Source organism: Helicobacter sp. NHP19-003 (assembly GCF_019703305.1).
Taxonomy (GTDB): domain Bacteria; phylum Campylobacterota; class Campylobacteria; order Campylobacterales; family Helicobacteraceae; genus Helicobacter; species Helicobacter gastrocanis.
In genome coordinates this window covers 997,058-1,018,867 of the sequence record NZ_AP024814.1, presented here as the reverse complement: position 1 = coordinate 1,018,867, position 21,810 = coordinate 997,058, and the positions used below count along the sequence as shown (strand labels likewise).

Below are 21,810 nucleotides of genomic sequence, written 5' to 3'. Positions count from 1 at the left end.
GAGAAACCATGAAAAAATCCGCTCTCATTTTTCTAGCAGGAGCTTTGGCCTTTAGCCTAAACGCTTATGAACTGAAGTTTAAAGCCAGCGAGACCGACATCTCTTTAAAGTCTTCAAATAAGTTTATCAATGGGAACAACAAGTTCAGCATTGCCCCCACCTTGCACGGCAAGGCGATCAAAGGCGCGCAGGTGAAAGTCAAGTTCTTCATGCCTGAAATGCCGGGCATGCCCGCGATGCACGAAAGCGCAAAGTTGGAGGAAAAAGATGGGGTGTATGAAGGCTCTGTGAACCTACCCATGAACGGGACTTGGCAAATCAAAGTGGAGATCAAGAGCAAAGATGGGCATGTTTACAAAGGCAAAAGCAGCGTGGATATTTAAATGCGTGCGCTTGTGCTTGGTCTGATCTTTGTCACGCTCGCTCTGCAAGCAGGCCCTTTAAACTTGCAGGTGGTGTATACAAAATACTTGGTTAAAAACGCTAAAATCGCAAGTTTACAAGCACAGATAGACAGCCTACAGGCGCAGGCGCAGGCGGTGAGTCGTTGGGATAACCCCATCTTGTATGTGGGCTACAACAACGCCGATGTCAATAACTTTTTCATCTTAGACTCCAGCTTCATGCAAAGCATCAGTGTAGGGCTTAGCCAAAAGTTTGATGTCACCGGCAAAAGACACACGCAAAAGCAAGTGGTGCAGATCGAGCGCCAAAAAAAGATTTTAGAATTAGAACAACTCAAGCAACAAATTGCCATCAATATTTTGACCAACGCCGTCAATGTCTATAAAAACACCCAAAAACTCGCTTTGCTTAAAGACGCTTTAAGCAATTTAGAAAATTTGCTTTATAGAGCCGAGCACTCCAGCAGCCCCGATCAAATCGCCATCGCCAAACTAGAGGTCATCAAAGCGCAATGGGAAATCAAGCAAAACGACTTGCAAGACACCCTAGCCGACAATAAAATCAACATCAGCGAGCTGACCTTTAACCAAAGCGAACTTTTAAGCCTTGCGCCTAGCCCCGTGGCGTTCAAGCCCGAGCATGAAATGAAGGAAATCATGGAGACAAACCGCACGATTAAAATCGCAAGTTTGCAAGACAGCCAAGCTTTAAAAAACATCACCCTAGCCAAGAAAAGCTTTTTAGAAGACATCAATGTAACCGCCAACTACCTCTTCCGTTCTAAAATCTTTGACATGTTCACCATCGGAGTGGCAATCCCTCTGCCTCTCTATGGCAAACAAAGCAACACTTTGCAGCAACGCAAACAAGAGCATTTGGCCGCTCTAAACGCTCTAGAGAATACCAAAAACAGCGTGCAACACAACGCCCGTAAATTGATTAAAAAACTCACACAACTGCAAAAGAACCTCAGCAACATTGACCAAATCCTGCAGGCCAGCGAGCACATTGTGAAAATCTATAAAGACAATCTGCCTTCATCGCAGGGCGATTACAACAGCTATTACAACGCCTTCAACGACACCATCAACACAAAATTACTGCAATTAGAAACCAAAAGCATCTTAGCCACAACCTACCTTGCGCTAGAAAACCTCAAAGGGCTGAAATGAAAAAGTGGATTTTTGGGCTTTTATTGAGTTTAGTGCAGGTGCAGGCGGTGGGGAGTGTGGCGGTACAACTTAAAGAGTTCGCCCCCTTTAGGCAGTATTACGCCACTTTGCAAGCCGATGAGCGCAAGACCTACACCTACAATTTGCGCTTTGATGGCTTTGTGGAAAAACTCTATGTGAATCGCACCTACCAAAGTGTGAAAGCAGGGGATAAACTCTTTAGCATTTACTCCCCTGCGCTGATCTCGGTGCAAAGCGAGTTGCTTTCCTCCCTGCACTTCAACCGCCAAGTCGCCCAAATGCAGGAGAAATTGCGCTTACTAGGCGTGGGATCTGCGCAGATCGCTAAAATCATGCAGACCAAAAAGGTGCAAAATAGCGTGGAAATGCTAAGCCCCTTTAGTGGGGTGGTTTTTGCCAAAAATGTCAATGAGGGGGGGTTTATCAAAAGCGGAGCGGTGGTGTTTCAGATCGTTGACTTGAAGGCGTTGTATGTGCTGGTTAGGGTCAATCAAGAGGATTTGGACTTCGTGCGCCACTTGTCTAAGGCACAGATCAAGATCGAGGGCGTGCCGGGGGTGTTTAGCTTGGAGTTTGCCAACATCAACCCCCTTGTGGGCGCACAAGATAAAATGCTTGAGGCCCGCTTCATTTTGAAAAACCCCAAGCAACTTTTTTTCCCTAATATGTTCGCCAAAGTTACCATTTATCAGCCCGCCCAAAAAATACTCATCTTGCCTAAAGAGGCGGTGTTGATCAAAAACGGGCAAGCGATCGTGTTTAAAAAAGACGACGACTCCTTTGACTTCACCCCCATTAAGGCCAAGCGCTTGAGTGATGGGAGTTACCAAGTCCTAGAGGGACTCAAAGCCGGCGATGAGGTCGCCAAAAACGCGCTCTTTATTTTAGATGCCGATGCGATCAACAATGGAGATGAGTGATGATTAACGCGATCATCTCGCTCTGCCTGAAAAATAAATTGATCGTTTTGATGGGCACTTTCTTGCTTTTTTTGATCTCTTTATGGGCGATCCAAAACACCCGGTTAGACGCTCTGCCTGATCTCTCGCCCACGCAGGTGGTGGTGCAGGTGAGCTACCCCAATCAAAGCCCGCAGGTGGTGCAAGAACAGGCGGTCTATCCCTTAGTGGCAAACTTCATGGGGATTGCCGACATCGACACCGTGCGAGGAATCTCTAGCTATGAAACGGGGCTGGTGTACATCATTTTTAAAGATGGTGTGGATTTGTATTTTGCCCGCGATCGAGTGAGTGAACAGATGGCACGGGTGAAGTTGCCCGCTGGCGTGAAAGTGGAGATGGGCAGCGACTCGACCTCCATTGGCTGGGCTTATCAATACGCTTTGGTGAGCAAAACCAAGAGCCTAGCCGAGTTAAAGACTTTGCAAGATTTTTACTACCGCTATGCGCTTTTGGGTGTGGATGGGGTGAGCGAAGTGGCGAGCGTGGGCGGCTTTGAGAAAAACTATGAAGTTACCCTAGACAACGATGCACTCGTCAAATACGATCTAAGCGTACAAGATGTGGTGAATGCCATTAAAAAATCCAACGAGGACACGGGCGGAGGGATTATCCTAGAAAATGGGTTTGAGAAAATCATCCATGCGCAAGGCTACACCAAGAGCTTAAAAGATTTGGGCGAAATCGTACTCAAAACCCCCAATCTCACCCCCATTAAGCTTAAAGATGTCGCCACGCTGAATTTAACCCCCAAACCCCGCCGCTCAGTGGCAAACTTGAATGGCAAGCAAGAGGTCGTGGGCGGGATTGTGATGGTGCGCTACCACGCCGACACCTACCGCATTTTAGAACGCATTAAAGCCAAGATTGCCCGCTTGCAAGAGGGCAACCCCGATGTGAAAATCGTGCCCGTTTATGACAGAAGCGAGCTGATTGAAAAGGGCGTGGACAATCTCATACACACCTTGATAGAAGAGAGTGTGATTGTGCTAGTGGTGATCGCGCTCTTTCTCCTGCACTTTAGAAGTGCCTTAGTGGTTATCATCACTTTACCCCTTTGCGTGTGCCTAAGCTTCTTGCTGATGCACTTTTTCAACATTGAGGCGAGCATCATGAGTTTAGGGGGGATTGCCATTGCCATCGGGGCGATGGTGGACGCGGCGATTGTGATGGTGGAAAACGCCCACAAACACCTAAGCCACGCCAACATAGAGAACGACCAAGAACGCCAAGAGGCGATCATCGCTGGGGTGAAGCAAGTGGGCCCGGCGATTTTCTTTGCTCTCATGATCATTGTGGTGTCTTTCTTGCCTATTTTTGACTTGAGTGGGCAAGAAAAACGCCTCTTCTCGCCCCTAGCTTACACCAAGACTTTTGCCATGCTTGTGGGGGCTCTGCTTTCCATCAGTGTCGTGCCGATTTTGATGCTCTTTTTCATCAAGGGCAAAATCATCGAGGAATCCAAAAACCCCATCAACGCCTTTTTCATCAAGGTTTATGGGGTGTGTTTGACCTTTGTTTTGCGCTTTAGGTGGGTGTTCTTGGCCCTTAGCGTGGTGGGATTGGGAGGGCTTTACTTCGTGTATAAAAGACTCAACTGGGAGTTTATCCCCGCCATCAATGAGGGCGTGGTGATGTATATGCCCGTAACGACCAACGCTGTGGGCATAGACACGGCTAAGAAGTATTTAGAAGAAACCAACAAGCACATCAAGGCGATCCCTGAAGTCAAACAAGTCTTTGGCAAGGCCGGGCGCGCCAACAGCAGTACAGACAGCGCTGCCTTGTCCATGCTAGAAACCTACATTGAGCTCAAGCCCAAATCTCAGTGGCGGCCGGGCATGACTTATAAAAAACTCAGGGATCAATTAGAAAAAACCTTACAACTCAAGGGCTTGGTGAACTCTTGGACCTACCCCATTAGAGGGCGTATTGACATGCTCTTAACGGGGATTCGCACCCCCCTTGGCATTAAACTTTATGGCAAAGACCCCTATTTGCTCCAAGAGTTGGCGATCAAAATGGAACAGAAATTAAAGACTTTACCCCAAAGTCTGTCCGTCTTTGCTGAAAAGTCCAACAATGGCTATTACTTAAATGTGGATCTACGCCCCGAAAAACTAGCGCAATACAACCTCACCAAAGAGGCGGTTTTAAACATGGTGAGTTTTGGCATGGGGGGGGCGAACATCACAACCTTGATTGATGGTGTGGAGAGTTACCCGATCTCTGTGCGGCTCAAAGACACACAGCGCAACAATATAGAAGCCCTGCAAAACCTCTATATCAAAACCCCCTCTAGCTATGTGCCTTTAAGGGAGTTTGCTAATGTCTATTATGAAAACGCCCCAGCGGTGCTTAAGAGCGAAAAGGGCCTGAATGTGCACTTCATTTACATTGTACCCAAAAATGGGGTCAGCTCTGAAAGTTACCGCGAGGCGGCGATCAAAGCCCTGGAGAGTTTGCGCCTGCCTAGCGGGTATTACTACGAGTTTTCAGGCGAGAGCCAATACCTAGATGAAGCCTTTGCGACCTTAAAATACATTGTGCCGATGAGTATTTTCATCATCTTTCTCTTAATCGTGTTTGCGCTCAAAAGCCCCATAAACTCGCTTTTATGTTTCTTCAGCTTGCCCTTTGCCTTTTTAGGCGGGCTTGTCTTCATGAAACTTTGGGGTTTGAACTTAAGCATCGCTGCCCTTGTGGGCTTTTTGGCTCTTTTAGGTGTGGCGAGCGAAACAGCGATTGTGATGATCATCTACCTAGAGGACGCTTACCAAAACTTCCTCAAAGAAGCCGAGCAGACCAGCGTTAAACTCAAAGAGGCGATCATGCACGGAGCGGTGCAAAGGGTGCGCCCAAAACTGATGACTTTCTTTAGCATCTTGGTTTCTTTAGTGCCCATCATGTATTCGCATGGCGTGGGCTCAGAGATCATGCACTCCATCGCCGCACCCATGCTCGGCGGGATGATCACCAGCGTGATCTTGACCCTCTTTATCATCCCCACGGCGTATTTTGTGATTAAAAACCGGGCGTTGCCCTAAGCCTGTCTAGAATTTCTTGCTGGAGATTTTTGGGGGGTTGACTTGCATCTAGGATGTAAGTGTAAACCCCCAAGAGTTGGCAGGCTTGTTCACAGCGCTCTTGGGTGCGCTCTAAAAACTCTAGCCCCCGAGATTCGATAAAGTCGTGGGTTTTGGCGTGCAACCGCTCTTTCAAGGCTTTAGGCTGTAGTTTTAACAAAAAGACGCAACCGGGCAACATGTCTAACAAGCCATGCGCCCTGTGTAATTCTAGGGCTTGCTCTAGGGGGTAGGGGGCATAGGCGAGCCCCGAGATCAACGAGCGGTCGCTAAAAATGAGCTTGTGGGCGTTGGGCTTTAACACCTCTTCTAAGTGCAAAGCTCTGTCGGCTAAAAACAATAAAAATTGCGTGGCAGGGCTTAAGTGCTCGTGCAAGACCTTTTGGCGCAAGGCTTGTCCTAGACTTGTGCCCCCCGGTTCTTTGGTGAAAAGCGCATTGGGGTAGGCTTCTTTTAATAGGGCAATCTGCGTACTTTTACCGCTGGTATCCACCCCTTCTAAGGCGACAAACATTCAAAACCTTTGGTTGATGAATTCGAGCACAAGGGGGGGGACTAGGTGGGCGATTTGCCCCTTGTGGCTTAAAATGGAGCGCACCACAGACGCGCTGATGAAAGCGTTTTGCAAGGCGGGCATGAAGTAGAGCGTTTCTAGCTCGGGGTGCAAGGATTTATTGGCATAGCCCATTTGGAACTCAAATTCAAAATCGCTCACCGCCCTAAGCCCCCGAATGATCCATTTACAATCATAGGATTTTGCCAAATCGCATAAAAGCCCCTCAAAGGCGAGGCATTTCACATTGTCTAAAGACTTTGTGGCAAGTTGCAACATTTCTAGGCGTTCATTTAGGCTAAACATGGGGTTTTTGGCGTGCGACTTAGCCACTGCCACAATGAGGGGGTTAAACAAACCCGCCCCCTTTTTAATGATGTCTAAATGCCCGTTAGTGATGGGATCAAAAGTCCCGGGATAAATGGCTGTATGCATTAAACCCCCCACCTTGAGTACAAGTCGTTGGCAATCCCTAGAGAGTCAAACCACTTACCCACTAAAAACAATTCCATGCTCTCTAGGTCCTTGGGTTTGGTGTAGTAGGTGAGTAAAGGGGGGGAGATGATCGCCCCGGCTTGTGCTAGTTTTAAAAGGTTTTCAAGGGCGATGGAATGCAGGGGCAACTCTCTTGGGGCGATTAAAAGCTTTTTTTGCTCTTTTAAAGCCACACAAGCCGCGCGTGTGAGTAAATCATCGCAAATGCCATGGGCGATTTTGCTAAAGGTGTTGAGGCTAGCTGGGATCACCGCCATGGCATCTATGTTGAAACTGCCCGAAGAGATGGGCGCGTCTATTTCGTGTGGCTTGTAAAGGGTGTAGGGGCGTTTGAGCTCTTTTAATTTTTTGCTAAAGTTTAGCCCCATTTCGGATAGGGCGACTTTTTTAGCGTGTGCGCTCAACACAACAAATAGCTCCACTTCAAGCGGTAAGTTTTCTACAAAGCGCCACGCCAAATTGACCCCACTCGCCCCACTCACGCCTAAGACTAACTTCACAGCACCTCTCCCTTTAAAAACCCCGTGATTTTCACTTGCACGACTTTTTTACTCTCCACATTCAAGGCTTGGATCACTTGACCTAATCCGCCATTTTCTAAGGCTTGCAGGGAAGTTTCTAAAGAAATGGGGCCCTCTTTGAGCGTGGCGTGGAAAATCTCGTGCTTATAAACCAAAATCTGCGCCCCGACCTTGTCGATGCTTAAAAGCGTGTTGGCGGCTAAGAAACTTCGTGCGCTCGAGTTATTGATGTAGGATGTGTCAATAGGCATGGCGAAAAAACGGGTGAAAGGCACGCTCACTTGGTAGGTGTTGCTGGCATCTAGGTTTTGATCCTTTCTTAGCATGCTCTTGCTCTTATAGACTTGGATCGTGCCTTTGATTTTATAGTGTACCCACACGCTGTTGTTTTCTAGGCTCAAGTGCAACAACCCCTCTTGATTTAAGAATTGCTGGGGGCCTAGCTGCAGGTTTAAATCCTGTGGGGTTTTGGCGTGCTTTAAAATTTGCTCTAAAGTGGCGGGGTTGCCGCTGGCTAGGTTCACCTGCACGGCTTGGACTTTAAGCGGATATTTGGCGTAAAACTCTGTGTAGGCCTGTTTGATCGCTTGCTCTAAAAGACTCTCAGCGATTAGAGGCAAACTAAGCAGGATGAAGAGTAAAAGCCTCAAAGCCCCATCTTTTTAACAGAGTTTGGCAACAGACACACAAGCCCGTGTGTGAAGAAGACTTCCAAATGCTTTTCTTGGATGTGTTTGATCAAGCCAAAGCCATAGTGGGGGTGGTGCACACAATCGCCTACACACAAGGTTTGGACGAGTCCCTTAGCTTCTTGTATAAAACAAGAGGGAGACAGCTTGGTGTGTATTTGCCCGTAATAAAGCCGTTCGCTGGCACTGCAAAGGTAGAGCTCTTCTTTGGCTCTTGTGATGGCGACATAGCCCAAACGCCGCTCTTCCTCTACATTTTCGGCATTGATGTAGGGGAAGAACCCCTCCTCAAAGCCCACGACAAACACCACGCTAAACTCTAGCCCCTTAGAGGCGTGCACGGTCATGCACCTAACCCCCTTAGAATTTTTGGAATCGAGGGGGATGGATTCTAGAGCAATTTGGTCTAAAAAATCTTGTAAACAGGCATGGGCTTTGAATTCTAGGGATTCGCTTATGGAGTCTACCAGCATGGTTGCAAAAGTGCCCAAGCACTCTAACCCCTCTGCGTCTATCTTTGTGTTGTTGTCGATTTGGGCATAATTGGCAAGCAACTCTAGGGCTTGCTCGGGGGTTTTAAACTGCATGGCTTGAATGGATAAACTGTCTAAAAGGGCGAAAAACTCTTGCAAGCTTTGGCGGGCTTTGCTTGGGAGGTCTTTAAGCAGGCCGGCTTGGTGGGCCTGAGCGATGCTGTAGCCATGCCTGGCGGCTATGATTTGGATTTTCTCTACACTGGTCTTGCCAAGCCCCTCAAGCTTGCCAAACAAGCGCAAAAGGGCCTCATCATCATGGCGGTTAGCCAGCGCACGCAAATAAGCCAAGCGGTCCTTGATCTCGGCGCGTTCAAAAAAGCCTATTTGCCCCACAATGGTGTAGGGGATGTTGGCTTGGCGCAAGGTTTTTTCCAGCTCTTTGGCAAGGTCATTAAGGCGGTAAAGGATCGCGATTTCCTCATAGGGGATGTCTTTAGCCCTACACTCAGCGATTTTTTTAAGGATAAAGCCGTGTTCCTCTAGAGTGTTGCAAAAGTGTTTGTCTTCTAGGGTTTTGGCGACCCCATGGTTTTTTTGACTGATGAGTGTTTTTTCGTGGCGGTGTTGGTTGTGGGCGATGAGTCGGTTCGCATAACCAAGGATTTCTGGGGTGGAGCGGTAATTTTGCTCTAATTTGATGATCTTGCTTTTGGGGAAGCGGTCTTGAAACTCTAAAATATTGTTGATGTCCGCTCCCCTAAAGCCGTAAATGCTTTGGTCGTCATCGCCCACCACACAGAGGTTTTCATGGGTGCTGCAAAGCTGTTTTAAAAGTTTGAATTGCAAAGGGTTGGTGTCTTGGTATTCGTCCACAGAAATGTATTGGTAAAATGCGCTCATTTGCCTAGCTAGTGCGGGAGTTTCCTCTAAGATGAGGTGGGGCAAAAAGATGAGATCGTCAAAGTCCACCCAATTTTCCTGTTCTAGGCGCTGTGTATACACTCTAAACGCTCTTTGCACATCAGAGCGGCAATTTTTAAGGTCAATGAGGTGGTTTTTAATCTGACCAAACTGTTTAAACAGGTAGTTGAGAAAGACGGCATCCTCTAGGGGGTTGTTTTTATTCTTGCAAGAGAGCAAGAGGGGTTTGAGCTCTTTTTTAAGCTCTTTAGGTTTTTTTAAACTGAAGTCTGTTCCTCGCCCCAAAAGACCCATGCGCTCTTTAAGAAAGAAATACCCAAAGCCATGGAAAGTGGTTAGACTAGGTCTAGCAAAGGTAGGCCGTTTGCCGAGTAAAGCCATTGCCCTTTGGCGCATTTCTTGCGCGGCTTTGTTGGTGAAGGTCAAAGTCAAGGTTTGCTCGGCGGGCACACCTTGATAGCCGATCAAGTAGGCTAGGCGGGTGGTTAAGGTCTTGGTCTTGCCACTGCCCGCCCCGGCTAAAATCAATAAAGGTCCTTTGGTGTGGCGCACGGCTTCTTGCTGGGCGGGGTTTAAACCGATCAAAAGGTTTGCAAGATTCATCGCAAGTCCTGTTTATTTGTGGGTTCTTTGAGTCTAAAATCAAAGTAGGAAGATTGGAAATTACGGGTTTTGATCGCGCCGAAATTATTGAGACTCGCCTCCAAATTGCCTGTCTGCTGGTAGAGCAACCCCAAACCATAGCGCACATCGTAATTGCCCGGATCCATCGTTTTGCCAATTTCTAAGAGCAGTGCAGCGTTGTCGTAGCGCCCTAAACCAATATAAGCCACACTCGCCAACTCGTAAACCTCCATTTCGTGGTCCCCTATTTTGTCAATGAGGAAGTTATAAATCCCAACAGACTTTTCATATTGTTTTTGGAAAATATGGATCAAGCCAAGCATGCGCAGTAAATCTGTGCTCATCTCTTGGTTGTTTGAAGCACTTAAGCGGGCGTTGAGCTCCTCCTCCTCGTGGTTTAAAAGCCCTGTGATGAAACCCATGTAAATGTACATTTTGCGCGCCAAGAGGGGCCCGTGGATCAGTTCCTCTAAGTTGGTCTTTTTGTTTGTGAGCAAAGCGTAAGCACCCAGCATTTGGCGGATGTCGGCGTGGTATCTTAACATCATCTCGTAAAACACAGCGGTGAGCATGTTGTAGGGGTGCATTTTCTTGAGGGTGGCAAAATTTTCCACGAGTCTCGTTTTGTCTTGGGCGCGGTTGGCATAAGCCACGCCCAAAGCGTAGTAAATGCTTAAGGGTTGTTTGACTTTTTGCATCCAGCTCAAATCATCGTTGCTTGCGCCGTTTAAATAGGCGATGAAGGAGTTCAAAAAAGCGCGTTTAACGGGGTTGTTAAACTGCAAGGTTTGGAAGTCTGAAGTGAGTTGTTTGAGCAAGTGGCTAGGGTCGCGATAGTCTAAGCGTGTGGTGATGACCCCAAAAATACCAGCCAGCACATTGTAGGTGTTGAGGTGGTAGGCTTTTTTGAAGTGGAAGCTGGCTTCGTGGAAGTTCTCTAGTTGGGCGTAGATCAAACCCGTGTCGTAGTGCGCTATAGAGCTGTTAGGATTGGCTTTTAAAGAGAGTTTAAACTCTTTTAAGGCGAGGCGCAAGTGGGCTTGGCTCAAGTGTTTTAGTCCTGCAAGCATGTGTTGGTCGGCAAGGCTGCCCTTTTTGCCCCTTTCTAAAGAATCGAGCGCCCCCATCAAATCCTGACTCCCGCTGCTATCCACAAAGAACACCCCCTCTTGAATCGAGCCTAGCGCATCCTTGATGTCCACCAATTTATAAGGGGCGTAGTAAAAGAGCACCCGGTCTATAGGCAAGCCTATCCCATCTCTAAAATTTGTACTCCAAAAGCCCTTGCGGATGGTGTTGATGTCAAAGAAATGCCCATTTGGTAGTGTCTCAATTGGGTAAGTGTCCGTGAGAATCTTTTCCCTGTGTTTATTCTTATGGATGTCGTGCAACAAGACACTTAAGATGTCGTGTACACCATCAAAATCTCCTATTTTAAGTGCGATGAGCTCTAAAGCCACTAAGGTGTCTTTATCTTCAGGATAGAGCTCGTTGTAACTTTGCAAGTGGTCAATGGCTTGTTTGTAATCGCCTCTGCGCGCGTAGAGCAAGCCTAGGGCTTTGTCGTCCTTGGGGGTGGCGGCCACACTTAAATGCTCAATGGCGTTGTTTTCATCTCCAAAGAGCAAATACATTTTAGCCGCCAAGTGTTGCCTATCCGCGTCAAATAGCTTGGAGTTGGGGTTTGTGAGAGTACTTAAGGTTTCAAAGTAATGCCCTCCATAGTAGAGAGTGAGGGCGTAAACATAGGAGTAAATGGGCTGTTTTTCTAGCTCTTGAATGTTTTCTTCGGCGATTTTCAAATAACGGGTGTAGAGGTCAAAATTGTTAAGATAAAAGGCAGCGACCATGGCATCAATGGCGTTCACGCTCATGTCATTTTTTGCGGCTAGGGCATTGTCAAAGGCCCGCAGCGCACCGGTGTAGTCGTATTTGCGTAGTTTAATCACACCTAAGTTGTGGTTTGCGATGCTGCTAGAGGTGTGGGAGATGTCGCCAAAAATTTGCAGAGCCTCATCGGTTTGCCCTTGGGCGTAGAGAATGTCTGCCTTTTGGATCAGGGCGTTGATTTGTTCTTCATTGCTTAGGGGGATGCTGCTGTTTTTATCCCTTAGAGTGGGCAAGTTTTCCAAAATAGAGCCTTCGCTTTTCTCCATTTGGGCAAGTTTACCGAGTTGTTGCTGGGTACTTTGGCTCATTTTCTCCTGATAGTGTTCCTCATGGGCGATGAAACTTGCGATAAGCGCACCTATGGCGATCAAGACCACAATCCCTGTTCCCCCTAAAACAGAGAAATACAATCTAGGGCGGTTGCGTAAATTGCTTAAAAACTCTTTAGGGTTTGCACTGCCAAATAGGGGGTTGTCCTTGCTGAAGAAGTTTTTCGCCTTGTTGGTAAAAACTAAAGCCCTCTCCCTTAGCGTGGGTTTGTCAGCTTGCTTTTGCTCTGCGGGCTCTGATTGCCCTGTTGGTTGGTTGGTTGCTTTGCTTTCTTGCTCTTGATTCTCATCGACCATGCCAAACCTTTAGAGCTTGCGGGGCAAGTAGGGCAAGAGCACTTCGGGGATTTTAATGCTCCCGTCTTTCTCTTGGTGGTTCTCCATGAGAGCCACGAGCGTGCGCCCCACTGCCAAAGAGGAGCCATTTAAAGTGTGCACGAAGGCGTTCTTTTTGTTCTCTTTGTAGCGGATTTTGGCGCGTCTGGCTTGAAAGTCCCGCGTGTTGCTGACCGAGCTGATCTCTCTATAACAATTTTGCCCGGGCAACCACACCTCAATGTCCACTGTGTTGCTTGCGCTAAAACCGATGTCCCCACCACAAAGTTGCACGAATCTATGGGGCAAGCCCAGGGCACTTAAAATCCCACTAGCGGTTTCTAACATTTTAGCTTGGATGGCATCGCTCTCTTTGGGGTGCGTGATCGCCACCAACTCCACTTTGTCAAACTGGTGTTGGCGGATAATGCCCCTTGTGTCCTTGCCTGCACTGCCCGCCTCTTTGCGAAAACACGGGGTGCAAGCGGTCATCAAAATGGGCAACTCCTCCACGCTCAAAATCTCATCGGCGTATAAATTTGTAAGGCTCACCTCAGAAGTGGGGATCAAAAACAAATCCTCCTCTTGCACCTTAAATAAATCCTCTTGAAACTTGGGTAATTGCCCCGTGCCAAAGAGAGTTTTGCTGTTCACTAAAATAGGGGGGCTCACAATCTCAAAGCCCGCCTTGTAGTTATAGTCCAGCATAAAATTCAGGAGCGCACGGCTTAAAAGTGCCCCCTCTTTTCTTAGCACACTAAAACGGCTTTGGGCGATTTTCACCCCCCTTTCAAACTCAATCCAGCCATTTTCTTGGGCGAGTTCGTGGTGTTCCCTAGGCTTGAAGTCAAAGGTTTTAGGCGTGAGCACCCTTTTAATCTCCACATTTTGGGTTTCGTCTTTGCCAAAGGGTGTGATGGGGTCCAGCAGATTGGGGATGGTGTGTAGAAGTGCGTCCAAATCTTCTTCTAGCGTGTTTGTGTGGGTGGTGAGCGTGGCGATTTTGGCTTTATTCGCCTCTAGGGCGTTTTTCAATTCTTGTGCCTTCGTGGGGTCGTTTTTGTAGCTAAAAAAGAGTTTAGAGCTTTTGTTTTGAAACTCTTGGGCTTGTTCCAACTCTTGCTTTTTAGCCTTATAGGCGATGAGTTTGGTTTTTAAGATTTCTAACAGGGCGGGGTCTAAAAAGCGTTTGGCTAAATTTTCTTGCACGCCTTCAAAGTCGCTGAGTAGCCGTTTTTTGTCGATCATCATCTCTCCTTAATTTGGGGGGCGAAAGTCCCATTCTTTGGCCCATGCCTGCAAATACGCCTTGTGCACCTCTAAATGCAACGCCCCCATGTCCCCCTCTAAACTGCTGGCGATGTTGCCATTTGGCAGAGCGATCAAACTATCGCCATAGAAACGCCACGGAATGTTTTGGTCTTTACGCACCATACCGATGCGATTAGCCCTTGCCACGAGCATAGAATTACAAAACGCCCTTGAGCGCAAGACACACCGCCACCGCTCAAACGACTCAAAGGTGCTGGCGGTGCTGATGAGCACCACCTCAACCCCCACCTCTTGCAACGCCATCCAAAGTCCATCAAAGTGCAGTTCATACCCAAAGAGGGGAGCGATTTTGATCCCCTCAATCTCTAAAGTCGGGGGGGTTTTCAAGCACGCAGGCTGGGCGTTTGCAAAAAAGCTAGCCTCCCCCCAGTGCTCAAAGTTCACTAGCCTTTGCTGGCTGTAAAATTGCGTGTCCTGTGGACTGATGAAAGCGATTTGTTTCACCAGCCCTTGCTCTTTTAAAAACACAAGGGGGACGCTGAAAATGATTTGGTGTTTGGCACTTAAGACTTGTAACTGCTCTAGGCGGGCTTGGCTCTGGCTGTCTATTTTCTCGGGCTCGAGGCTTAAAAGCTCTAAGAAAAAGGGAGTTGCGGCATACTCGGGTAAGACCACCACCGCGTTAGCGGGCATTTGCTTGGCGCTCTTTTGGATGAACTCCCACTCAAAACGCGCCATTTGTAGCAAGAACAAATGCATTAGAGTTTCACCGCAAAAATGCCCGACACACTTTTATACATGTAGTGGCTTTTCTCCACAACCTCTAAGCCCACCGCGCTTAACTCTTCTTCTAACTCATCCACGCTGATGAACTTCTCAATGGATTTTGGCAAATAGGCGTAGGCTTTGTAGTTACAACTAATAAGCATCCCCACAAAGGGCAAAATCTTGGAAGTGTAGATGTGTGCTAAATAGCCTAAAATCCCCTTTTTATCTTGACGCATGAACTCTAACACCAACAACACGCCTCCTTTTTTCAGCACCCTTGCAAACTCTTTTAACGCCTCTTTGCGCTCAATGACATTGCGCAGTCCATAGGCGATGGAGAGCAAATCCACGCTGTTGTCTTCTAGGGTGCGTAAATTCTTCGCCTCCAAGCAGTCTAGGCGGATGCGGGTGTTTTGGCTAAAGGGGCTTGCGGCGATTTTTTGCTCGGCTAAGCGCAGCATTTCTGCCGAGGGGTCCACCCCACATACACGCGCCACATTCCCTTTAAACTGCGTAATGTTTTCTAGCATGCACAAGAGCATGTCCGCCGTCCCACACGCAATGTCTGCGATGCTTAAGTCCTTTAAATCCCCTCTAAAGGCGTAAACATGGCGCAGGGCTTCTTGTACGCTCTCTTTGCGCCATTTGTGGTCTTGCTTGAAACTGACGACCTTATTCGCCGTGTCGTAGGTCTTGGCGATGGAGTCGAACATGCCGATGATTTGCTGTTGCTTGTCTGTGGGTTTTGCCATTAAAAGAATTTCCCCACCACCGCAAACACAATCACCGCCATGCACGCTGTAGGCACTTCATTCATCACCCTAAAAAAACGCGAGCTTTTATAAGTCCCCTCATTTTTGAGCGCACGCATCCACTTACGGCACATAAAGTGAAAATGCAGGAGCAACAACACAAAGAGCAGCTTTAAATGCACCCAACCATAATGAAACAAATCCAAACCGCCCAAAATATAAAACAACCCTAAACCACTAAGAACACTCAGCACCATCGCGGGCATGGCAATGGCGTTGAACAAGCGCCCCTCTTGCACCCGCACCACCGCCACAAACTCGGGCTTGTCGTGGTTTTCTCTGTGATAGACAAATAAACGGGGCAGGTATAAAAGGGCGGCCATCCACGAGATGACAGCTAAAATATGCACAATTTTAAGCCATAAATACAGAGTTTGCATGTCAATGTCCTAACGCTTTTTCTAAAAGATGGGGCGCGCCGATCAAATCCACCCACGCCCCTGTGCTTTGGGTTTCTTTCACCACCACTTGCACACCATACTTGAGCCCCCTTGCCTTGAGAGCCTCCAAAGCGCCTAGCCCCACCCACTCGCAAATTTGCATCGGCACAACAAAGGGTTCTAGCTGGGCTTGCTCTAAACAAAGTTGCAAGGCCAATCCATAGGCTTTCATCAAACCGCCCACGCCCAAAAGCACCCCCCCAAAGTAGCGCACCACGAAAATAGCCACATTGATTAAATCCTCACGGCGCAATATATCTATTAAAGGCTTGGTGCTGTTTCTTGGTTCTCTATCCTCGTGCAGGGCTTCTTCAATCGTGTTGTCTTTTAAGTGGCGGTAGGCGTAGACAATGTGGCGGGCTTTGGAGTGCTCTTTTTGCAAGCGCTTTAAAGTGGCGCTAAACTCCAACATGGGCACAAGAAAACCTAAGAAAACCGAACCTTTGACTTGGTGCCTAGAAGTGGGGGTGTTCAATAAGGTTTGCATCAGTGCTGCATATAGATTTTCAATTTGGGGTTTTCTAACACAAGCGTGTTCTTGCCCCTGGTGATGTTGAAAACGCCTTTCAAATGGTTGTAAAACGCCAGCTCAAACGCCATTAACTTCTCATTCCCACAAACCTTTCTAGCGATGCCTTTATCGTCTAGAACAAGATGATCATCGTCTCTAAAGTTATAGCTAAAAAAGTACTTATTGCAGTAAACCATGCCATAGGCTCTTAGCTGTCTTTGGTCAAATTCTATATACCCCATCGGGCTTTTGATTAAAATGGGGGGCTTTTGGGTTTGGTTATTTTTAATGTCGCTCTCTAAGTGTTTCATGTCGCTTTTGATCATAGACGCATCGGGAGGGACATCTTTTGTGTCTAGGTTGTTGATGCGCTGCTCTAGCTCGGCTTGCAAGAGTTCTAACTTGTCTTTAGGGGGGTTTGGGGGTTTTGGGGGTTTGTGTGGGAGTCTCTTGGGTTTGGGGACGCTGTGCCTCCTCTATCAGATCCTTAAAGTCAAAAGTTTGCCCATCTAAGATCACCCGCACGATTTGGTACTGGCTGTGGCTAAAGTCCTTATTGAAAAAGCGCACCAGTACGCACCCACTCAGAAAAACCCCCAGCCCCGCCATGGATGCTAAAAAATGTGTTTTAAAGCCCCTCACAAACCGCACACCAAAACTCCTTAAAAGGGTTGTAAAACCCCTATTCTAACTTGATTTCCTTTAACTTTGGCGTAAAAGTGCCTTTATGCTATAATTACGCCCTAATCCACCCTAAAGTTTGGCAATGCTCTACTACCTCTACCCCCTCCTGCACATCAACTTGTTTCAATATATCACTTTCCGCTCGGGGCTAGCGTTTTTCTTGAGTTTCTTTGGCTGTGTTTTGGTGATGCCCAAATTCATTGCATGGGCTAAGGCAAAGAAGGCAAACCAACCCATCTCGGTTTATATTCCCCACCAAAACAAGAAAGACACCCCCACCATGGGCGGGGTGGTCTTCATCGCCACGACCTTAGCCGCCTCCCTCTTAAGCGCTAGACTAGACAATCTCTTTGTACTCTTAGGGCTAGTTACCCTCGTGGGCTTTGGGCTCATCGGGATGCAAGACGATTACACCAAAATCAGCCGCAAGAGTAACGCCGGCGTTACTTCGCGCTATAAATTTGGCATGCTCGCCCTGCTCTCTTTTTTGATCGTCCTAGCCTTAGCAGGGCTTATGCAAGTTAAAAACCTTTACTTCCCTTTTTTAAAACACCCCATTTTCTCTTTCGAAGGACACGCCTTTTTATTGATTGGTTTTTGGATGCTTGTGTTCCTCTCCACTTCTAACGCCGTGAATTTGACAGACGGGTTAGATGGGCTGGCAACCGTGCCTAGCATTTGTGTGCTTGTAAGCCTGAGTGTGTTCATTTATGTCGTGGGCAATGCTGAGTTTAGCAAATACTTACTTTATCCAAAGGTGAGCCACAGCGGGGAGGTCATGGTCGTGGCAATGGCGTTGGTGGGTGCGCTTTTGGGGTTTTTGTGGTTCAATTCTTTTCCGGCTGAGGTGTTTATGGGGGATAGTGGGAGTCTTAGCATCGGGGGCTTCATCGCCTACATGGCGATCATCACAAATAATGAGATTCTACTCGTTTTGATGGGCTCTGTGTTTGTGCTTGAGGCCGGGTCGGTGATCTTGCAAGTAACAAGCTACAAAACCCGCAAAAAGCGCATTTTTCGCATGGCACCCCTGCACCACCATTTTGAATCTAAAGGTTGGCCAGAGAATAAAATCATCTTGCGTTTTTGGATCATTGCGCTTTTGAGTAATATTGTGGCTTTACTCAGTCTAAAAGTACGCTAGGTTAGCGTGTGGGTTATCTAAGTGTGCTATCCTGGCCTTTATCGACTTTGTTTAAAGAAGGCTTTTTATGATCTCTTTACTTGGATATGGACAAACCAACAAGGCTTTTGCCACCTATTTGCACCGCAAGAACATCCCTTATTGCGTCTACGATGACCATGTGCTCACCCCCTCTTTAGACACAAACCAGCAAAAATGGTTGCCCTCTAAGATGTTTAACCCCTACGCCTCTAAGCTGGAATTGGTGAGCCCAGGCATCCCCTTTAACCACCCCCTAGTGGTCGCTAGCAAACACCTTTGCAGCGAATACGACTACATCAAGCGGCTGTGGGAGAGCAACCGCAAAGAACCCCTGCCGACCACGATTTTTATCAGTGGTACCAATGGCAAAACCACCACCACAGAAATGTTAGGTCTGTTGTTTAAGGGGGCACAAGTGGGGGGCAATATCGGCACGCCCTTAATCCAACTCTACACCCAAAGTTTAGAAAAAAACCCCCCCTACACTTGGGTTCTGGAAACAAGTTCGTTCACCTTGCACTATACCAACCACTTGAGCCCCCAAGTTTACATCTTGTTGCCCCTAGCCGAGGACCATTTAAGTTGGCATGGCAGTTATGACAACTATGTCGTGGCGAAGTTAAAGCCCCTAAGTTTAATGGGTGCACACACCCACGCTTTCATCCACACCGCCCTCAAAGACCACCCCCTCGTGCAGGCCACAAAGGCACAAGTCATCTTTTACGAAAACTCCCAAAACCTAGCCTCAAAAATGGGGCTCGACATCTCTAAGTTGCGCTTTAAAGAACCCTTCTTGCTGGACGCGCTCTTGGCCTTGAGTGCGGCGAAGTTACACACCGGTGTGGTTGACTACGACCTGCTCAACAGCTATGTGATCCAGCCCCACCGCATTGAAGTTTTTACAGACAAAAAAGGCTATACATGGGTGGATGACAGCAAGGCGACGAATGTGGACGCAACCTTGAAAGCCCTAGAGCGTTTTCAAGACAACTACATACATTTGATCTTAGGTGGAGACACAAAGGGTGTGGACTTGAAGCCCTTGTTTGAAACCCTCACACACCTACAAGCCGAAGTGTATGCGATCGGGGTGAGTGCGCATGCAATCGTGCAAATGGCGCAGGAGCATAAAATCCCCGCCCACTTGTGCCGCAAAATTGAAGTGGCCGTGCAAGAGATCAAGAAAAATTTAAAACAGGGTGATGTGGGCATGCTTTCGCCCAGCGCGGCAAGTTTGGACCAATTTGCCTCTTACAAACACCGAGGGGTGGCTTTTAAAGAATGTGTTTTGGAGTAAACATGCGTTTGATCATTTTACTTTTTTTGGTTATTTTCGTGGGTTTGGGGCGGGCTGAGACGCATGAAAGTGGGGATTTAGACTTAATTGACTTGCATTTATTGCTCAAGCAGATCAACCAATTAAACCAGGTCATCACCCGCTATCAAAAAGACCCCACTAAGCGTACCGAAGTTTCTTTATACAGCGATCAAAGAAATGAGTTGATGCACACTTTCGCCTTGCAACTTTTAAACACCCGGGAGCGGATTGGCATCAATATTGAGGAAAACGAAAAACAGCAGCAGGCTTTGCAAAAGGCACTTTTAAAAAGCAGCAGGAATAACGACATTTACACTTACTTTACAGACACGCTCCAGCTTAAAAACCTAGAAGTCGAGGCGGACATGTACGGCTTTTTAAAAAAAATCCGCACCTCCACTGACTTTTTTAGTCAAGAAAAAGACATTAAATCCATCAGCGCCTCTTATTTAATTAAGTTGGAAACTTACACAACTAAAACCTACACCATCCCAGAGCACTTAGAAGATGTCAAAAAACACGAGTTGCAAGCTGCCCTAGATCAATACCAAATCAAATTACAAACCTACACCGATGTATTGCGCTATATCCAAAAGAATCCCAAGGAAGTTTTGGCCAAAAATATTGTTTTCAGCATCAACATGCAATGGGTTTTAGAGCGTATCGCCGGGGCCATCAACCATATTTTTCCTAACCTGAATGGCTTGCAAAACGCCAAAATCTTGCTCTCTTTGGGGCTTTTGGTGTTTCTGCTGGCTTTGCGCCAAGTTGTCACCGCCCTCTTTGTCAAAGCTCTCGATTATTGTGTGCGTTTTACCCGCAAAAGTGCCGACATCAATATCCAAGCAAAAATCCGCAACAGCATTTTGTCCCCCATCTCCACTTTTTTACTCATTTACAGCTTTGACATTTCTATAGACATCCTCTACTACCCCCACCCCGCCCCTGCTAAATTTGACATGTATTTGGGCGTGATTTACATTTTGCTCGTGGCGTGGTTGGTGATGGCGCTGTTTAAAGCCTATGGAGCAGTAATCTTAGCCACTTTGGCTTCCAAGAAAAGTGGCTTCCGCAAAGAAGTCATCAACTTAGTTTTAAAGATCGCCTACTTCTTTATTTTTGTTCTCACCATTTTAGGGGTGCTCAAACAATTAGGTTTTAACATTTCAACCATCATTGCCTCTCTAGGCATTGGAGGCTTGGCGGTGGCTTTGGCGGTTAAAGACATGTTGGCTAATTTCTTTGCCTCTGTGATCTTGCTCTTAGACAATTCTTTTAATCAGGGCGACTGGATTGTATGCGGCGATGTAGAGGGTCTTGTGGTGGAGATGGGGCTTAGACGCACCACCATCCGTGGGTGGGACAACGCCCTTTTCTTTGTGCCCAACTCCGAATTGGCCGGCAAATTTGTGCGCAATTGGAGTCGCCGTAAAATGGGACGGCGCATTAAAATGATTGTGGGGCTCACTTATAGTTCTTCACGAGAAGCCTTACAAAAATGTGTTTTGGGGATTAGAAACATGCTTTTAGAACACCCCCGCATTGCTAAGGGCGATGATTTAGACAACATCGCCAAACAACAACTTAGCGAACACCACGAATACCTCATGGACCGCCAAAACATCGTCTCTGTCAATGATCTCATGGGCTATAAGGCGGATCTGTTTGTACATGTGGATAGTTTTGGGGACAGCTCCATTAATATTTTCATTTATTGCTTTTCTAAAAGCATTGCCTGGGAGGAGTGGCTCGCAACTAAGGAAGATGTCATCCTTAAAATCATGCAAGTCGTGGAAGAGTGTGGGCTGAGCTTTGCCTTCCCTTCTCAAAGTGTTTATATCGAGAGCATGCCACACCAATCTTAAGCGTGAGACACCATCGCTTGCAAATCGTAGCGCGTATCCATGAGGTGGTGGCCACGCTCGAACGCAGAGTGGCAAAGTTGAAACAAAACCTTAAGGGGCAAAAGTCCACAGCCACAAGGGCAATGCCTTAAAATCATTGCGCCCAAAGGTTGACCTTGCCACACCTAAAAAAGGCAATCAAACACTCTTTTGAAAAACCATGTGGCAAAAGCATCAGTGGATGGGCCACACACTTTAATTTTTAGTGTAATTGCCCCAAAAAACACTTCCCTCTTACAGACCGATCAAAGCCCATCAAACCTTATGAAATTCTACAAGGCTGGGATTTTTACTTCTTGCTTTAACCATGCCCACTCTCATCAAAAGCCCCGCTTTTGCTCCTTGGTTTTGGGGAGACAAGCAAAGCTTACAGCTTTAAGCGTTAATGTGGCAGGCCCACTAAGAGCAACATCTATTTTTGCAAAATTTAAAGCTTTTGTGGCAAAAACAACCCTATAAAAACCCATATGTATAGTTTTT

20 protein-coding genes are annotated in these 21,810 nt (G+C 47.2%); 7 read left to right on the top strand and 13 right to left on the bottom strand.

Annotation, left to right across the window (positions count from 1 at the left end):
- Positions 1-8 precede the first annotated feature (8 nt).
- From K6J72_RS05325 to K6J72_RS05310, 4 genes are read left to right on the top strand one after another with little or no spacing between them, the layout of a single operon-like run.
- A complete protein-coding gene (locus K6J72_RS05325; protein ID WP_221279093.1) occupies positions 9-383 on the top strand; it encodes a FixH family protein in 375 nt (124 codons plus the stop codon).
- Positions 384-1,577, top strand: coding sequence for a copper resistance outer membrane protein CrdB (crdB, locus tag K6J72_RS05320; RefSeq protein WP_221279092.1), 1,194 nt, complete (start codon positions 384-386; stop codon positions 1,575-1,577). It abuts the gene before it with no gap.
- On the top strand, positions 1,574-2,518 hold the full coding sequence (locus K6J72_RS05315; protein WP_221279091.1) for an HlyD family efflux transporter periplasmic adaptor subunit: 945 nt from the start codon (positions 1,574-1,576) through the stop codon (positions 2,516-2,518). The genes crdB and K6J72_RS05315 overlap by 4 nt, the downstream gene beginning before the upstream one ends.
- Positions 2,518-5,604, top strand: a complete 3,087-nt coding sequence (locus K6J72_RS05310; RefSeq protein WP_221279090.1) for an efflux RND transporter permease subunit — start codon at positions 2,518-2,520, stop codon at positions 5,602-5,604. The genes K6J72_RS05315 and K6J72_RS05310 overlap by 1 nt, the downstream gene beginning before the upstream one ends.
- Here the strand turns inward: K6J72_RS05310 and tmk are convergent.
- From tmk to K6J72_RS08425, 13 genes are read right to left on the bottom strand one after another with little or no spacing between them, the layout of a single operon-like run.
- A complete protein-coding gene (gene tmk / locus K6J72_RS05305) occupies positions 5,582-6,157 on the bottom strand; it encodes a dTMP kinase (RefSeq protein ID WP_221279089.1) in 576 nt (191 codons plus the stop codon). The two genes, K6J72_RS05310 and tmk, sit on opposite strands and share 23 nt — an antisense overlap.
- Positions 6,158-6,631 carry a pantetheine-phosphate adenylyltransferase gene (gene coaD, locus K6J72_RS05300; protein ID WP_221279088.1) on the bottom strand — a complete coding sequence of 158 codons (474 nt, stop codon included), beginning with the start codon at positions 6,629-6,631 and terminating at the stop codon, positions 6,158-6,160.
- Positions 6,631-7,191, bottom strand: a complete 561-nt coding sequence (locus K6J72_RS05295; RefSeq protein WP_221279087.1) for a UbiX family flavin prenyltransferase — start codon at positions 7,189-7,191, stop codon at positions 6,631-6,633. The genes coaD and K6J72_RS05295 overlap by 1 nt, the downstream gene beginning before the upstream one ends.
- Positions 7,188-7,862: a flagellar basal body P-ring formation chaperone FlgA gene (gene flgA, locus K6J72_RS05290; RefSeq protein ID WP_221279086.1), complete on the bottom strand. Its 675-nt coding sequence runs from the start codon at positions 7,860-7,862 to the stop codon at positions 7,188-7,190. Before flgA ends, K6J72_RS05295 begins: the two co-directional genes overlap by 4 nt.
- Positions 7,859-9,901, bottom strand: coding sequence for an ATP-dependent helicase (locus K6J72_RS05285; RefSeq protein ID WP_221279085.1), 2,043 nt, complete (start codon positions 9,899-9,901; stop codon positions 7,859-7,861). The genes flgA and K6J72_RS05285 overlap by 4 nt, the downstream gene beginning before the upstream one ends.
- On the bottom strand, positions 9,898-12,438 hold the full coding sequence (locus K6J72_RS05280) for a tetratricopeptide repeat protein (RefSeq protein WP_221279084.1): 2,541 nt from the start codon (positions 12,436-12,438) through the stop codon (positions 9,898-9,900). Before K6J72_RS05280 ends, K6J72_RS05285 begins: the two co-directional genes overlap by 4 nt.
- Positions 12,439-12,447: 9 nt before the next feature.
- Positions 12,448-13,704, bottom strand: coding sequence for a serine--tRNA ligase (gene serS, locus K6J72_RS05275; protein ID WP_221279083.1), 1,257 nt, complete (start codon positions 13,702-13,704; stop codon positions 12,448-12,450).
- Positions 13,705-13,713: 9 nt separating this feature from the next.
- Complete coding sequence (locus tag K6J72_RS05270) at positions 13,714-14,487, bottom strand: carbon-nitrogen hydrolase family protein (protein ID WP_221279082.1); 774 nt, start codon at positions 14,485-14,487, stop codon at positions 13,714-13,716.
- Complete coding sequence (ubiE, locus tag K6J72_RS05265) at positions 14,487-15,248, bottom strand: bifunctional demethylmenaquinone methyltransferase/2-methoxy-6-polyprenyl-1,4-benzoquinol methylase UbiE (protein ID WP_221279081.1); 762 nt, start codon at positions 15,246-15,248, stop codon at positions 14,487-14,489. Before ubiE ends, K6J72_RS05270 begins: the two co-directional genes overlap by 1 nt.
- On the bottom strand, positions 15,248-15,688 hold the full coding sequence (gene hemJ / locus K6J72_RS05260; protein ID WP_221279080.1) for a protoporphyrinogen oxidase HemJ: 441 nt from the start codon (positions 15,686-15,688) through the stop codon (positions 15,248-15,250). The genes ubiE and hemJ overlap by 1 nt, the downstream gene beginning before the upstream one ends.
- A gap of 1 nt (position 15,689) precedes the next feature.
- The gene (locus K6J72_RS05255; RefSeq protein WP_221279079.1) at positions 15,690-16,235 is read right to left on the bottom strand and encodes a YigZ family protein; all 546 of its coding nucleotides are present in this window, start codon (positions 16,233-16,235) and stop codon (positions 15,690-15,692) included.
- Positions 16,235-16,651, bottom strand: a complete 417-nt coding sequence (locus tag K6J72_RS08430; RefSeq protein ID WP_260320527.1) for an META domain-containing protein — start codon at positions 16,649-16,651, stop codon at positions 16,235-16,237. The genes K6J72_RS05255 and K6J72_RS08430 overlap by 1 nt, the downstream gene beginning before the upstream one ends.
- A gap of 16 nt (positions 16,652-16,667) precedes the next feature.
- Positions 16,668-16,910, bottom strand: a complete 243-nt coding sequence (locus K6J72_RS08425; RefSeq protein WP_260320526.1) for a hypothetical protein — start codon at positions 16,908-16,910, stop codon at positions 16,668-16,670.
- 115 nt (positions 16,911-17,025) lie between these two features.
- On the opposite strand from K6J72_RS08425, the gene mraY reads away from it, so the two are divergent.
- The 3 genes from mraY (at position 17,026) to K6J72_RS05235 (ending at position 21,291) form a co-directional block, all read left to right on the top strand.
- Positions 17,026-18,087, top strand: a complete 1,062-nt coding sequence (gene mraY, locus K6J72_RS05245) for a phospho-N-acetylmuramoyl-pentapeptide-transferase (protein WP_221279078.1) — start codon at positions 17,026-17,028, stop codon at positions 18,085-18,087.
- A gap of 67 nt (positions 18,088-18,154) precedes the next feature.
- Positions 18,155-19,405, top strand: a complete 1,251-nt coding sequence (murD, locus tag K6J72_RS05240) for a UDP-N-acetylmuramoyl-L-alanine--D-glutamate ligase (protein WP_221279077.1) — start codon at positions 18,155-18,157, stop codon at positions 19,403-19,405.
- 2 nt (positions 19,406-19,407) lie between these two features.
- Positions 19,408-21,291 (top strand): mechanosensitive ion channel family protein, encoded by a 1,884-nt coding sequence (locus tag K6J72_RS05235; protein WP_221279076.1) that lies wholly within the window; start codon positions 19,408-19,410, stop codon positions 21,289-21,291.
- Positions 21,292-21,810: the final 519 nt, after the last annotated feature.

Bases quoted from the DNA above. Each gene is read 5' to 3' on its own strand.
- hemJ (WP_221279080.1), bottom strand. From the start codon at position 15,688: ATGCAAACTCTGTATTTATGGCTTAAAATTGTGCATATTTTAGCTGTC.
- crdB (WP_221279092.1), top strand. From the start codon at position 384: ATGCGTGCGCTTGTGCTTGGTCTGATCTTTGTCACGCTCGCTCTGCAA.
- murD (WP_221279077.1), top strand. From the start codon at position 18,155: ATGATCTCTTTACTTGGATATGGACAAACCAACAAGGCTTTTGCCACC.
- K6J72_RS05325 (WP_221279093.1), top strand. From the start codon at position 9: ATGAAAAAATCCGCTCTCATTTTTCTAGCAGGAGCTTTGGCCTTTAGC.
- K6J72_RS05310 (WP_221279090.1), top strand. From the start codon at position 2,518: ATGATTAACGCGATCATCTCGCTCTGCCTGAAAAATAAATTGATCGTT.
- mraY (WP_221279078.1), top strand. From the start codon at position 17,026: ATGCTCTACTACCTCTACCCCCTCCTGCACATCAACTTGTTTCAATAT.
- K6J72_RS05255 (WP_221279079.1), bottom strand. From the start codon at position 16,235: ATGCAAACCTTATTGAACACCCCCACTTCTAGGCACCAAGTCAAAGGT.
- K6J72_RS05235 (WP_221279076.1), top strand. From the start codon at position 19,408: ATGCGTTTGATCATTTTACTTTTTTTGGTTATTTTCGTGGGTTTGGGG.
- ubiE (WP_221279081.1), bottom strand. From the start codon at position 15,248: ATGGCAAAACCCACAGACAAGCAACAGCAAATCATCGGCATGTTCGAC.
- serS (WP_221279083.1), bottom strand. From the start codon at position 13,704: ATGATCGACAAAAAACGGCTACTCAGCGACTTTGAAGGCGTGCAAGAA.
- K6J72_RS05315 (WP_221279091.1), top strand. From the start codon at position 1,574: ATGAAAAAGTGGATTTTTGGGCTTTTATTGAGTTTAGTGCAGGTGCAG.
- K6J72_RS05270 (WP_221279082.1), bottom strand. From the start codon at position 14,487: ATGCATTTGTTCTTGCTACAAATGGCGCGTTTTGAGTGGGAGTTCATC.
- K6J72_RS05280 (WP_221279084.1), bottom strand. From the start codon at position 12,438: ATGGTCGATGAGAATCAAGAGCAAGAAAGCAAAGCAACCAACCAACCA.
- tmk (WP_221279089.1), bottom strand. From the start codon at position 6,157: ATGTTTGTCGCCTTAGAAGGGGTGGATACCAGCGGTAAAAGTACGCAG.
- coaD (WP_221279088.1), bottom strand. From the start codon at position 6,631: ATGCATACAGCCATTTATCCCGGGACTTTTGATCCCATCACTAACGGG.
- K6J72_RS05285 (WP_221279085.1), bottom strand. From the start codon at position 9,901: ATGAATCTTGCAAACCTTTTGATCGGTTTAAACCCCGCCCAGCAAGAA.